At 63.5% G+C, this 13,028-nt stretch carries 10 protein-coding genes; 2 read left to right on the forward strand and 8 right to left on the reverse strand.

Going from position 1 to position 13,028, the window contains the following annotated elements:
- The first annotated feature begins 20 nt into the window (after positions 1-20).
- Complete coding sequence (locus ACOCG7_RS30465) at positions 21-1,535, forward strand: sensor histidine kinase (protein ID WP_073427866.1); 1,515 nt, start codon at positions 21-23, stop codon at positions 1,533-1,535.
- Between the two features lie 57 nt (positions 1,536-1,592).
- Here the strand turns inward: ACOCG7_RS30465 and ACOCG7_RS30470 are convergent, their stop codons facing one another.
- The 7 genes from ACOCG7_RS30470 to mnmC all read right to left on the reverse strand — a co-directional run bounded on the left by ACOCG7_RS30470 (position 1,593) and on the right by mnmC (position 10,800).
- Positions 1,593-2,135, reverse strand: a complete 543-nt coding sequence (locus ACOCG7_RS30470) for an SET domain-containing protein (RefSeq protein WP_073427867.1) — start codon at positions 2,133-2,135, stop codon at positions 1,593-1,595.
- Positions 2,136-2,351: 216 nt separating this feature from the next.
- Complete coding sequence (locus ACOCG7_RS30475) at positions 2,352-3,464, reverse strand: NADH:flavin oxidoreductase/NADH oxidase (RefSeq protein ID WP_073427868.1); 1,113 nt, start codon at positions 3,462-3,464, stop codon at positions 2,352-2,354.
- A gap of 73 nt (positions 3,465-3,537) precedes the next feature.
- Positions 3,538-4,251, reverse strand: coding sequence for a glutamine amidotransferase (locus tag ACOCG7_RS30480; RefSeq protein WP_073427869.1), 714 nt, complete (start codon positions 4,249-4,251; stop codon positions 3,538-3,540).
- A 128-nt stretch (positions 4,252-4,379) separates the two neighbouring features.
- Entirely contained in the window at positions 4,380-5,018 is a 639-nt protein-coding gene (locus tag ACOCG7_RS30485) for a MarR family winged helix-turn-helix transcriptional regulator (protein WP_073427870.1), read from the reverse strand.
- Positions 5,019-5,551: 533 nt separating this feature from the next.
- The gene (locus ACOCG7_RS30490) at positions 5,552-6,667 is read right to left on the reverse strand and encodes a YbdK family carboxylate-amine ligase (RefSeq protein WP_073427871.1); all 1,116 of its coding nucleotides are present in this window, start codon (positions 6,665-6,667) and stop codon (positions 5,552-5,554) included.
- 125 nt (positions 6,668-6,792) lie between these two features.
- A complete protein-coding gene (locus ACOCG7_RS30495) occupies positions 6,793-7,998 on the reverse strand; it encodes a cation:proton antiporter (RefSeq protein WP_073427932.1) in 1,206 nt (401 codons plus the stop codon).
- Positions 7,999-8,823: 825 nt separating this feature from the next.
- On the reverse strand, positions 8,824-10,800 hold the full coding sequence (mnmC, locus tag ACOCG7_RS30500) for a bifunctional tRNA (5-methylaminomethyl-2-thiouridine)(34)-methyltransferase MnmD/FAD-dependent 5-carboxymethylaminomethyl-2-thiouridine(34) oxidoreductase MnmC (protein WP_073427933.1): 1,977 nt from the start codon (positions 10,798-10,800) through the stop codon (positions 8,824-8,826).
- A 415-nt stretch (positions 10,801-11,215) separates the two neighbouring features.
- Here mnmC and ACOCG7_RS30505 point away from each other — a divergent pair, with 415 nt between their 5' ends.
- Complete coding sequence (locus tag ACOCG7_RS30505; RefSeq protein WP_006050811.1) at positions 11,216-11,494, forward strand: HU family DNA-binding protein; 279 nt, start codon at positions 11,216-11,218, stop codon at positions 11,492-11,494.
- 127 nt (positions 11,495-11,621) lie between these two features.
- On the opposite strand, the gene ACOCG7_RS30510 is transcribed toward ACOCG7_RS30505, so the two are convergent.
- A complete protein-coding gene (locus ACOCG7_RS30510; protein WP_073427872.1) occupies positions 11,622-12,932 on the reverse strand; it encodes a GTP-binding protein in 1,311 nt (436 codons plus the stop codon).
- Positions 12,933-13,028: the final 96 nt, after the last annotated feature.

The raw sequence follows: 13,028 nt of genomic DNA on the forward strand, positions 1-13,028 counted from the left end.
ACTTTCCCGCGCGTTCGATCATGCCCCAGCCGGCCGCCAATAGTCTGCGCCGCACGCTGCTGCGGCGCCTCGCCGCTCCCCTTTCGCTGCTCGCGCTGATGAGCGGTCTGATCGCTTACTGGCTCGCGTGGCAGTACACGCAGCACGTGGTGGACCGCTCGCTCGCCGATCTCGCCACCGCCATCTCCAAACAGATCCAGATCGCCGGAGCGGATGCACGGTTCACCGTGCCGCCGCTCGCGCAAGCCATGTTCTCCGATCCGGTCGAGCACCTGGTCTACCGGATCAGCAACGGCGAAACCGAAATCGCCGGCGACCCTAAGCTGCCGCTGCAAGGCACCAGCGTGCGGCGCATGCACTACGCGTATGTGTTCGAAACGCAGCACGAAGGCGTGACGGTGCGCGTGGCGCAGGTGCGCGTCGACCAGCCGGTCGGCAATCCGATCGTCGTCGAAGTGGGTCAGCCGGTGCATCACCGTTTTCAAATCGCCGCCGAGTTTCTGGTCGCGATCATGATGCCGCTGCTGTTGTTGCTGCTGGCGGGGTGGATCATCGTGTGGCGCGTCGTCAATCAGCAGCTCAATCCGCTGACCGATCTTGCCGACTCGCTGAACCGGCAGACCCACACCTCCCTCGAACCGGTCGACGAAACCTACGTGCCGGTCGAAATCCGGCCCCTCACCGGCGCGCTGAACGCCCTGCTCGATCGCCTGAAAACCGCGCTCGACGGCCAGCGCAAATTCATCGCCGACGCCGCGCATCAACTGCGCACGCCGCTCACCGCCGTCAAGCTCCATGCGGAGCAAGCCGCTGTGGCGCGCGACCCGCAGCAAGCGCTGGCCGCGGTGCGCGAGCTGCGCGCCGCAGCCGACCGCGCGGTGCGGCTGTCGAATCAACTGCTGTCGCTCGCGCGCGCCGAGCCGGGCGAACAGGCGGCCCGCTTCGTCGATGTCGATATGGCCGCGCTCGCGTTCGACACGGGTGCGGAATGGGTGCCGCGCGCGCTGGCGTTTCACGTCGACCTCGGTTTCCAGCGGCTCGACGATCCCGCCAACGATCATCCGCTGATGGCACGCGGCAATCCCGTGCTGCTGCACGAAGTGATGGCGAATCTGCTGGATAACGCGCTGAAGTACGTGCCGCCTTCGCGCTTCGATGGCGGGCGCATCACGGTGACGGTGTCGCAAACGGTGATCGACCAGGTGCGCATGGCCGAGATCATCGTCGAGGACAACGGGCCGGGCGTGCCGCTCACGCAGCAGGCGGATCTGTTCAAACGATTCTTCCGCGGCGATGGCCAGAGCGACTCCGGCGTGGACGGCGGCGCCGGTCTCGGGCTCGCGATCGTTCACGACATCATGGTGCTGCATCACGGCAGCGTGCATTACGAAGACGCACCGGAAGGCGGAGCACGTTTTATCGTCCGCATTCCGCTCGTGCCCACCACTGCTCAGAGCAGCCCCGGTGCGCAGACAGAAGAAGGCCCCGGGCAGCCCGAAAAAAAATCGGCGCACTCGGCGCCGATCGATATGTGACGATGCGGGTCAACGCGGGCGGCCTGGACTTTATCGTCAATTCAGGCCGCCCGCGTTTCATTTCTTCTTCGCTTTTTTCGCTGGCGCCGCGGCCTTCTTCAACGACTTGACCGACTTCGCCGCCTTGTCCGATTTCCCCGCGCCCTTCTCTTTCTCCGGCAACGCCAGCATCGTGCCGCGGCACTTGCGCGCGCCGCAACGGCATTCGTATTCCTTCTTGAGCTTCTTGGTCTGACGCGCGTCGATCACGAGGCCATAGTCGTAAAAGACTTCCTCGCCCTCGGCAATGTCGCGCAACGCATGCACGTACACGTGACCGTCGATCTCCTCGGCTTCACAGTTCGGCGCGCATGAATGGTTGATCCATCGCGCACTATTGCCGTTCACCTTGCCGTCGATGACCTTGCCGCTGTCGAGCGCGAAATAGAACGTGTGATTCGGTTCCGCCGGATTATGCGGATGACGGCGCAACGCTTCTTTCCAAGAGATCCGCTCACCTTTGTATTCGATCAGCCGTTCGCCGGCCGCAATCGGTTCGAGGGCAAACACGCCTTTGCCGTGCACACCCGAACGACGCACGGCGATCCTGCGTGAACTCATTGAATGAATCCTTGTGAAGAACTGAAAGTGAAGTTCCGGTAGCCGTCAGCCATGCTCGCGTCTGACGCGCTGCTTTTGCTGACGCCGATAGCAAACGCGGCGCCTTGCGAGCGCCGCGAACCTTGGACGCCCATGCGCCACAACCGGCATCCTACACGCTCAAGACGGCTTCGTTCAACCGTCAATAAGCGCTCAGCGCAAGACGCGCCGGCGTCTTCACCGTTGTCCGAACGAAATCTCGCCGAACAGCGCTTTCTGCTCGCGCGGTTGCGAGCGCCAGTACTGCGGCGGCGCCTCGACCGTCGCACCGAGTTGCGCCGCGGCGTGCCAGGGCCAGCGCGGGTTGTACAGCAAGGCACGGGCCAATGCGATCAGATCGGCGTCGCCGGCTTCGATCAGTTGCTCGGCATGGACCGGATCGGTGATGAGTCCCACGCCGATGGTGGTGAGGCCGGTGGCCTGCTTGACCGCCCTGGCGAATGGAATCTGATAGCCCGGTTCGAGCGGGATCTTCTGCAACGGCGAGACACCGCCCGATGACACGTCGATCCAGTCGCAGCCGCGCTTTTTCAACTCGTCGGCAAACGCGATCGTATCTTCAAGTGTCCAGCCGCCTTCGACCCAGTCGGTCGCGGAAACCCGCACGCCCACCGGTTTGTCGGCGGGAAATGCGGCGCGCACGATGTCGAAGATTTCGAGTGGAAAACGCATGCGGTTGCCGAGCGAGCCGCCGTACTCGTCGCCGCGTTGATTGGCGATCGGCGAGAGGAACTGATGCAGCAGATAGCCGTGTGCCGCGTGCACTTCCAACGCATCGATACCCAGGCGCGCGGCGCGCCGCGCAGACGCCGCGAATGCTTCACGAATCCGGTTCAAGCCGGCTGTGTCGAGCGCGAGAGGCGGCTCTTCGCCCGCCTTATGCGGCAACGCGGACGGCGCGTGCGGCAGCCAGCCGCCTTGCGACACCGGAATCAGTTGCCCGCCTTCCCACGGCGCATGACTCGAGGCCTTGCGCCCGGCGTGCGCCAACTGCATCGTCACGCTGATGCGCGAATGCTTGCGGATAGCGGCCAGCACCGGCACGAGCGCGGCTTCGGTGGCGTCGTCCCACAGTCCAAGATCGCCGGGCGTGATGCGGCCATCGGGCTCGACCGCGGTCGCCTCGATGCACAACATGCCCGCGCCGGACAAGGCGAGACTGCCGAGATGGATCATGTGCCATGCAGTCGCCTCGCCGCGCTCGGCGGAGTACTGGCACATCGGGGACACGACGATACGGTTGGGAAGCGTCACGCTACGCAGCGTGAGCGGAGAAAAAAGCGCGCTCATGAATTCCGCCCAGTAAGAACCCGAGAGCGGTCGAGCATAGCATCGCGAGTGATTTACTGCAGTCAAGCCCTGGTCAGGGTGTCGCCTCGACCTGATCGAGCCATTCGCCGAACATGCGGCGCGCGGCGGCTTCCAGCGCCGGACCAAGACGCGCGGTCTCGGCGCGCAACTGACGGGCATCGATACCGTGACCGGCAATCTCGCCGGCATTGCCGATCAGCCAGGGCTCGAAGCGGTCGGCACGAATCTCCGGGTGACATTGCAGACCCAGAACGTGATCGCCAAAGGCGAACGCCTGGTTCTCGCAGGCCGGCGTCGAAGCAAGCCGCGTGGCGCCGTCGGGTAAATCGAAGGTGTCGCCGTGCCAATGCAACATGGACGTGTGCGCCCCATCCAGATGACGCACCGGCGAAGCGCGGCCCGCCTCGGTGAGGGTAAGCGGCGTCCAGCCGAGTTCCGTATGGCCTGCGGAATAGACGCGCGCGCCGAGCGCGCGCGCGATCAATTGAGCGCCGAGGCAGATGCCGAGCGTCGGCAAACCGGCCACGATGCGTTTTTCGATCTTGGACAGCAGTGGCCCGAGTGTCGGGTAAAGTGCGTCGTCGGTTGCGCTGATCGGACCGCCCAGCACCACCATCAACGACGCGGCAACCGGGTCGGGCGCCTCGATACGTGCGAAGCCGACGTCGAGATAGCGGACCGGGCGACCGCGCTCGCCGAGCACCAGCTCGAGACTGCCCAGATCCTCGAAGTACACGTGCCGAATGGCCAGAACTTCGCGATTCATCGGCTGCCCACCTTCAGATTGACTAAGGACTTGCCGCTATGCGGCGCTCGAACGGCTGGCGGTCGGCATGTGCGCCGACCGCCGTAGCCGGCTTGGCAGTGTAGCGGATTGTCGTGAAAGAAGCCGCCTTATTGGGCGTAGATCTTCCACGTCTTCTTTTGGGTGGCGGCGTCGGCGGTTTCATGCACCGAGCAATCGAGGCGCACATCCGTATCCGACAGCTTCAGGTCGAGCAGCGCGCAGTAATGCGGCGTCTTCTTCGGATTCTTGCTCGGCTCGAAGTGCGCGCAGCTCAGGCACATGCGGTGCGGCGGAATGGTGCCTTGCGCTTCCAGTTGATGAACGGTTTTCAGCAGCGTGCGATAGAACATGGTCTGCTCGTCGTCGCGCAGCGTGCCCACCGCCTTGGCCAAAAAGTCCGGCCATTGCGCGGCGCGCTTGGCGGCCGTGCGGCCACGCGCCGTCAGGCGAACCGCGAGTGCGCGGCCGTCGTCGAGCGCGCGGCGCTTTTCGACCAGACCCTTGCCTTCGAGCGTGCTCACCGCATCGCTGGTGGTCGCGGCGGTCAGCGCCGTTTCACGCGCGATCTCGCCCAGGCGCATCGGACCCTTGCGCTGCATCAACAAGACCAGGATCTCGCCCTGAGTCGGCGTGAGACCCGCGCCTTCGGCCCATTCCCAAGCCTGGCTTCGCATCGCCGTGCTCAATCGCAATAGGCTGTGGGTCACCCGCCCGGTCGCCTGTTCTCCGTATACGCCTTCGCTCATAATCTTCGATTGGTTTATTTACAGCCCTCGTGCAGGATCGGCGCCCCTTCTGCCGACCGTGCCCGTAGCCTTTGTGGGGTAGCCTCGTCCCAGTCGCGGGCGAGACCGTTTCGACTATCTCAAAAATTTACCGCCTGACTGGCCAAGGCGGCGAAAACGACATTCTATGCGAGAGCGGCGAATCGTACAGCTAACTTATCCAACGCGATCTGTGGATAACCGCGGGAAAACACGGGGACGACCTGTGCACCGATTCTTGATAAGCCGGCTGACCGCGCCGCCCGACTCTGAGTTGTCCTCGCGTCGCGGCATCGGCCCACCTTCGATCAGCCCGGTTATGGTTTACGTAGTGTCTTGACTTTGAACGACATTGGTCAGTTGTCCACAGGCGGATGCGATGCTTGTTAACTATTACTACTTTTGTATACGGGATTTCTAAAAACCCTTAAGCGCGCCGAGCTGGAAAATAAATTACAGAAAAAAAACCCGCTCGAGGCGGGTTTCCTTACGAATTCCCCGCAACGCGGGTCGAGCTAAGCGCGCCATTGCAGACACTGCTGCCGAACGGCTTCATGCAAGGACTTTTCCCGATCGACGACGCCGCGCAACCACGTCGCATCGTTCACCTGATTGCGAGCGATCGCGCCGATTTCGGCGAGCGCCTTGCCCGAACCCAATGCTTCGGCGTGCGGTGCGATCAGATCGAGCGTTTCGAGAATGTCTTCGGAGATCGTCTTGCGTTCACCGGTTTGCGGATTGATGCAGGTGCCGGCAAGCCCGAAACGGCATGCCTCGAAACGGTTGAACGTGTAGACGAGGTAATCGTCCTCGCGCGGCGTGATCGGTTTGTCGAGCAACAGATGGCGCGCCAGCGTCTGGATGTAGCAGGCAATCGCCGCGGCGCGATCCACCGAGAACGGCGTGTCCATCACGCGGACTTCGATCGTGCCGAAGCCCGGCTTCGGCCGGATGTCCCAGTAGAAATCCTTCATGCTGTTGACGACACCCGTGTGCACCATCTTCGAGAAATATTCCTCGAAGCTGTCCCACGTCAGCACGAACGGCGCACGGCCCGACAGCGGAAACGCGAACACGGAGTTCAGGCGCGCCGAATGAAAACCGGTATCCACGCCCTGCACGAACGGCGACGAGGCGGACAGCGCGATGAAATGCGGAATGAAGCGCGACATCGAATGCAGCAGGTAGAGCGCGCTATTCGGATCCGGGCAGCCAATGTGCACATGCTGGCCGAACACCGTGAATTGCTTGGCAAGATAGCCATACAACTCGGAAAGGTACTGGAAGCGCGGCGTGTCGACGATTTGCCGTTCGCTCCATTGCTGGAAAGCGTGCGTGCCGCCGCCGCACAACCCCACGTTCAGGCGGTCCGCCGCGGAAACCAGCGTGTCGCGAATCTTGCGCAAATCGGCGACGGCCTGTTCATGCGTCGTGCAAATGCCGGTCGACAACTCGATCATGCTTTCGGTGATTTCCGGCGTGATGTTGCCCGGAATCTTTTCGTCCTTGATGAGCCGCATCAGATCGGAGCCGGCTCGGGTCAGATCGTAGTCGTGCGTATTGACGATTTGCATCTCGAGTTCGACGCCGAATGTGAACGGTTTCGAATCGATGAAGGGTTCGAGTGACATGGCGTCCCCTGGGTCGGATCGGCCCGGTATGTGTCAGATGCCCGGCCGATTTTGAATCGAATAAGTTGGATCAGGCGCGTCGGGCCCGAACAGCGCACCGCGCGCTGACGTGCCTTTAGATACGCCTACTCTTCGCGCCGTTCGGCCACGAGCGCGAGGCTGCGATACACGAGCCACGGCCCGAGAATCTGCAGCACGAAAATCGAACACATCACGATGGCCCGCAGCTGCGGATCGAAATTCGGATAAAGGTTGTAGGTGTCGTCGACTAGCAGATAAGCCAGCGCCGACATCGGCGACAAGGACAAACCGAGCGCCATGCCCTGCTTCCAGTTCAAGCCGCTCGGCCTGGCGAACGCGAGGACGCCGACCAGTTTCGCGACGAGGCGCGCAACAATCAGACCCAGCGCCGCGACACCGCCGAGCGCGATGTGTTTCCATTCGAACGACGTGAGCGTCAGCACGAACAGAATCACGGTCAGGAGCCAGCCGGCCGTGCCGAAATGCTGCGGCCACAACTGCGGGCGCGCTTCGTGATTCTTGACGATGATGCCGGCGGCCAGCAGCGCGAGAATCGTCGACAGCTTGAACAGATGCGCGAGCGCGATCGCCAGCAGCACGAGACCGAACAGCGCGACGAACGAATGTTCGTCCTGCATGCTCAGCCGCCGATAAAAGAACGTGCAGGTGCGCGCGAGCAGATAGGCGAGCACGAGCGAGCCGACCAGCAGATACAGCGGCTGAAGAATCGTGGCGAAAACGTTGCCATAGACCTCCTGATGCAGCCAGCTCGACACGAGCTTTTCGATCACCACCGCATACATGCTGTTGAGCGCGGTGAGCGTCAACAGACGCTGGGTGACCTGGCCTTCCGCGCGCAATTCGGTCTTGAGCTGAATCACCATCGCGGGCGAAGTCGCCATGGCGATCGCCGCGAGCACGGTCGCCACCATGAGCGGCACGTTGAGGAACAGCAAGACCGGCAAAACCAGTGCAAAAGTAAGCGTGGCTTCGGCGACGCTCGACAGGATCAGCCAGGGATTGCGACGGATCCAGCGCAGATCGAGCCGGCTGCCGAGTTCGAACAGCAGCAAACCGAGCGCGACATCGAGCAATGGCCGCGCGGCGCTCGCGGAATCCGAGTCGATCACGCCCGAACCCGCCGCACCGGCTATCAAACCAATGACCGCATACCCGGAAATGCGCGGCAAACGCCACGCGCGATAGCAAAGTTCACCGCAGAGACCCGCGGCGAGCAAAGCCAGGCCAGCCCAAAAAATGGCGTCGGGTGCGAGAGGCCAGGCCGGAAAAAATGAAAACGCCGACTTCATCGTGATGGGTTCTCCTTTGCAGCAACGGCGGACGACACGAACCGGCGCAAACACCGGCGAGCGAGTGGCGCGCGAGGCGCTCACTATCGCGATCGCTTCGCGTGACCAGCGTTGCGAGTTTTCAACGATCGGATGATCGGAACGCGCCGCGGCCGCAGGGAGCTCGGCGCGTTCGGGGGTGCGGCCGCAGCAACCGGCACGGCACGGTGAAAGGAAGCCGTCGACTTGAATCAGATTCTGATTGACCGGCACCGTTCCGTGGTTGCGTGTGCCGTTCGAGGCGAGGCACGACGCGGAAAAGAACGGCGATTGTGCCATAGCTTTTTCTGCCTTGACCGAAAAGACACGAACGCGCCGTCAAAACGGTAAAAACGCACCTTATCTTCATGATGCCAGGAAAAAGCGACCGTTTTATGGCCGTGATTCGATCGCGATAGCGGATAACAAACCATCGTGGGACCTAGCTTCGGCGCATTCACACAGCAGGGGCCGTGCCGCGAAATTTTGAAGGCCTTGCCCAGCCGAATGCCTTCCGCTGCCCTAGGCCTTTCTGTTTACAGGTTTACTGTATGTATACGTAGTAACAGTTAACAAGCTGCCTCGGTTTCTGTGGATAACCCATTTTTACCGAAGCAAATCAGCAGCTTGCCGACGGCATAACCGGATGCACAGCATGTGCGGGAACAGCCGGGACTCAAGGGTAACTTTTGGCGATTTTCGACGGCGGCCAAGTTACCCCGTTTACGTCCACAACGGTTCCACACGAGTTGCGCCGGTAAACCACCTGCTTATCCACATCCCGCGGTGGATAAGTCCCGCGCGCGGTTAACCTACGACCCCTTGACGCAATGCCCGCAAAAGGAAGCGGGCGGGATCGATGTCCTCGGCCAGATCGCGTTCGAGCGGCCACGGCTCGCCTTCGATCTGCGAAGCGATCAGTTCCGCGCCGAGCGCGGCCCACACGAGCCCGCGCGACCCATAGGCGAACGCGCCGTACAAACCCTGGCTACGCGGCAGGTCGAGCGGCCATGCGCCACGCAGTTGGTGCGCGTCGAGCGCAGCCTGCGCTTCGTCGGCGAGATTGCCGATCATCGGCATGCGGTCGCTGGTGACGCAGCGGAACGCGACGCGTCCGGCGAACTCGGCCGACTGAGCGTTTCTGGCCTCGCCGGCGACGCCCGCGAAGGACGGCAGCATGAGCGCCACACGCTCGAGGTTTTCCAGATGACCGCCCGCGCGCAGCAGCGTATGCGGATCGTCGAGTTCGTAGGTGGCGCCGGTCAGCGTGACGCCGTTTGCGAGCGGTACCGCGTAGCCTTCCCCGATCACCGGCACCTGGAGTCGCGGCACGGCGCCGGCCGGCAACAAGGTCAACTGGCCGCGAATGCTGCGCGTCGGCGCATACCGCAAACCGGCGATGCGCGCGGCATCGTGGGCGCTCGCCACCACCACTACCGGCGCGCGGGCGACGGCTTGGCCCGCTGTGTCGAACACCGTCCATTGATCGCCGGAGCGCTCGATGCGCGCGACGTCGACGCCGAAGCGCCGGTCCAGCAAGCCGCCCGCCGCGGCGCATTGCGCGGCGCACAGCGACGCGGGGTCGATCCAGCCGCCGTGCGGAAAGAACCAGCCGCCGCGCGCGAGGGGCACGCCGGCGAGCCTGTGCGCTTCGCTCGAGCCGACCGGCGTCACGTACTCGGACGGATTACCGAACGCGGCGATCGCCTCGCTGATCGAGCGGGCTTCTTCGTCGTTCGTGGCGATTTGCAACAAGCCCCGGCCGCCGCGCAACGGCTGGTGACCCAACCGTTCGAGCGCGGCCCAGCGCCCAAGCGTGTACAGAAAGCCGGCACGCGTCACGCGCGAGGCGACGCTGTCGTCGCGCGAGATCATCGGATGGAAAACACCGGCCGGATTACCCGACGCATCTTGCGCGACCAATGCATGCCGTTCCAGCGAGGTAACGCGCCAGCCGCGCGCCGCGAGCCGTTCGATGACCGCGCAACCGGCGAGCCCCGCGCCGATCACGACCGCATGCCGTTCGTCGACTGCGAGCGGCGCGGGCGGCTCATGGCGGCGCACGCGCCAGCGCGGCGCGAAGTGGCCGGCCAGCATCGCTCGTTTCCAGCCGAAGCCGTCGATTTTTTGGTACACAAAGCCGCATTGCGTCAGCGCGCGCTTGACTTCGCCGGCGCTGCTGTAGGTGGCGAAAGTGGCGCCCTCGCCCGCCACGCGCGTGAGCGCCTTGAAGATCGCGGGGGTCCAGAGCTCGGGATTCCTGGCTGGCGCAAAGCCGTCGAGGTAAAACGCGTCGGCGCGCAGCCTCAAGGCTGGCAGCGTCTGTAGCGCGTCGCCGAACACGAGCGTGAGGACGACCTGGCCGCCCTCGAATTCGAGCCGATGCGTGCCGGGCACGAGCATCGGCCATGCGCTCGCAAGCGTGTCGGCCAGCGCCGCGATCGACGGATCGGAAACGGTGGCCGCATACACGCTGCGCAAGTCGGCGAGCGTAAACGGATGCTTTTCGGTCGACACGAAGTGCAGCCGCTCGCAGCGCGACGGATCGGCGCGCCACGTGGCCCAGGTCGTCAGAAAGTTGATGCCCATGCCGAAGCCTGTCTCGAGCACGGTGAAAACACGCCGGTCGCGCCACCGCTCAGGCAGCGAGTTGCCGCGCAGAAAAACGTGGTGAGCCTGTTCGAGACCGCCGACGGCGCTGTGATAGATATCGTCGTAAAGCGGGGAAAAAGGCGTGCCGTTGTCGCGAAACGCGAGGACGGCGGGGATCAGCGGATCGGTCATGCGCGGCGAAAAATGACGCTCGAAAGAGCGGATCAAACGTTACCGCCAGCGCGGGCAGCTCGCCGGACGGCGAAAAAGACGCGCCGAACGTTGGCAAAAACCAACGTCAAGCCCCGTCCGTGCTGGGTTTCAGCCCTCGGTTGGCGCCCTCGAACAGCAAAAAGAGCGGTTTCCTTGCTGTCATGGCCCTGGAACCGCTGAAATCTTCGAAACCCTTATCCTGATTGGGTTTGCGCTGCGCTATCATAGCAAGCGCCGCGAAGGGAGCGGCAGCACGGCCGACGGACGGTTACCTGTCCGGCGCTATTGGTCCGGACGGGATCCGGAGCCGCAGCTGCTCGACGGCGCGGCCCGCGCACGTATAATCGGCGCGTTCGCGCTGTTCGTATCAACCTAAACTCAGAAAGGAACCTTAATGAACAAACAGGAACTGATCGACGCCGTCGCAGGACAGACGGGCGCCAGCAAGGCTCAAACCGGTGAGACGCTGGACACGTTGCTTGAAGTGATCAAGAAGTCCGTGTCGAAGGGCGACGCGGTCCAGTTGATCGGCTTCGGCAGCTTTGGTTCGGGCAAGCGCGCAGCACGTACGGGTCGTAATCCCAAGACCGGCGAGACCATCAAGATCCCGGCAGCCAAGACCGTCAAGTTCACGGCTGGCAAGGCGTTCAAGGACGCAGTCAACAAGCGCTAAGCAGATTACTGCCTGGCAGTTGACACCCGCCAACGGCGGGTTTTTTTTCGTCCGCAAGCTTTGCGCGGAATGGATTGGCCGCGGCGCCTCGCACGGCTAATCAGCGGCGACGGCGCGTCAGCAGCGCCTAGTCATGACGATGCACGATTTCGCCGTGGCCATGCCCGTCGTGGTCGTGGTCGTGATGGTCGTGATCGTCTTCGTCGAAGTCCCACGCCGGGAACGGATCGGTGAACTGCTGCCAACCTTGCGGCCCCAGCGCATATTCGTCGTCGGTCAGCAGGCAGGCGTCGAACTTCGCGGTCCACACGGCCGGATCGATGTCCACACCGATCATCACCAGTTCCTGGCGACGATCGCCGATCGTCAGATCGTCCGGGTCGCCGTACCAGTCCGCAGCGATTTCGGCGGCCAGTTCGTCGTCGCCGTCCGGCCATTCGCCGCGGTCCTGAGCCGCCCACCACATGCCCGCCGGACCATGCCGGCAAGCGCCGCCCGCCTGCGACAGCGAACCGGCGATGTCGTTGCGCGTGGCGAGCCAGAAGAAGCCCTTGCTGCGCAACACGCCCTTCCACTCCTGATGCAGCAGCGCCCACAGCCGCTCCGGGTGAAACGGCCGGCGTGCCCGGTAAATGAAATTGCCGATGCCGAATTCGTCGGCTTCACCGTGGTGAGCATGGCCGTGCTCGTGGTCATGCTCATGGTCGAGCGACGCGAGCCAGCCCGGCGCGCTCGACGCTTCGTCGAAATCGAAACGGCCGGTGTTCAGCACCTCGGCAAGCGGCACTTCGCCGAACCGGCTCACCACTTGCACCGCGCGCGGGTTGATGCGGGCAAGAATGCGTTGCAGGCGGGTGAGTTCGTCGGCGCTGACCAGGTCGGCCTTGTTCACCACCAGCACGTCGCAGAATTCGATCTGCTCGACCAGCAACTCGACCAGCGTGCGATCGTCCTCGTCGGTCGCGGCGATGCCGCGCTCGGCGAGCGCGTCGGCCGAACCATAGTCGCGCAGGAAGTTGAACGCGTCGACCACCGTCACCATCGTATCGAGCCGGGCGACGTCGGAGAGCGACGCGCCGTCATCGTCGACGAACGTGAAGGTTTCGGCGATCGGCATCGGCTCGGCCACGCCGGTCGACTCGATCAGGATCGCGTCGAAGCGTTTTTCCGCCGCGAGACGCTTGATCTCGACCAGCAGATCGTCGCGCAGCGTGCAGCAGATGCAGCCGTTCGACAGTTCGACGAGTTGCTCCTCGACGTGCGACAAGGCGGCGGCGTCGCGCACGAGGGTGGCGTCGATATTGACCGCGGCGAGGTCGTTGACGATCACGGCCACGCGCAAACCGGCCCGGTTCGCGAGGATGTGATTCAGGAGCGTGGTCTTGCCGGCGCCCAGAAAACCGGAGAGCACGGTGACGGGCAATAGCGGCTGGTTCATCGCGGTACGGAACAAACAAGAGGATTGGAAGGCGTGCCGGGCTTGAGGCCGCGTGACTGCAATGACAGACGGGCCTCGACGGCGGCACGAAGCCGC

Source organism: Paraburkholderia sp. DD10 (assembly GCF_049177125.1).
In the GTDB taxonomy this organism is placed as follows: Bacteria; Pseudomonadota; Gammaproteobacteria; order Burkholderiales; family Burkholderiaceae; genus Paraburkholderia; species Paraburkholderia terricola.

Coding starts and splice junctions, on each gene's coding strand:
- mnmC (WP_073427933.1), bottom strand. CDS start 10,800: ATGACCGATCCGCTGATCCCCGCCGTCCTCGCGTTTCGCGACAACGGC.
- ACOCG7_RS30485 (WP_073427870.1), bottom strand. CDS start 5,018: ATGAGCGAAGGCGTATACGGAGAACAGGCGACCGGGCGGGTGACCCAC.
- ACOCG7_RS30505 (WP_006050811.1), top strand. CDS start 11,216: ATGAACAAACAGGAACTGATCGACGCCGTCGCAGGACAGACGGGCGCC.
- ACOCG7_RS30510 (WP_073427872.1), bottom strand. CDS start 12,932: ATGAACCAGCCGCTATTGCCCGTCACCGTGCTCTCCGGTTTTCTGGGC.
- ACOCG7_RS30465 (WP_073427866.1), top strand. CDS start 21: ATGCCCCAGCCGGCCGCCAATAGTCTGCGCCGCACGCTGCTGCGGCGC.
- ACOCG7_RS30475 (WP_073427868.1), bottom strand. CDS start 3,464: ATGAGCGCGCTTTTTTCTCCGCTCACGCTGCGTAGCGTGACGCTTCCC.
- ACOCG7_RS30480 (WP_073427869.1), bottom strand. CDS start 4,251: ATGAATCGCGAAGTTCTGGCCATTCGGCACGTGTACTTCGAGGATCTG.
- ACOCG7_RS30470 (WP_073427867.1), bottom strand. CDS start 2,135: ATGAGTTCACGCAGGATCGCCGTGCGTCGTTCGGGTGTGCACGGCAAA.
- ACOCG7_RS30495 (WP_073427932.1), bottom strand. CDS start 7,998: ATGAAGTCGGCGTTTTCATTTTTTCCGGCCTGGCCTCTCGCACCCGAC.
- ACOCG7_RS30490 (WP_073427871.1), bottom strand. CDS start 6,667: ATGTCACTCGAACCCTTCATCGATTCGAAACCGTTCACATTCGGCGTC.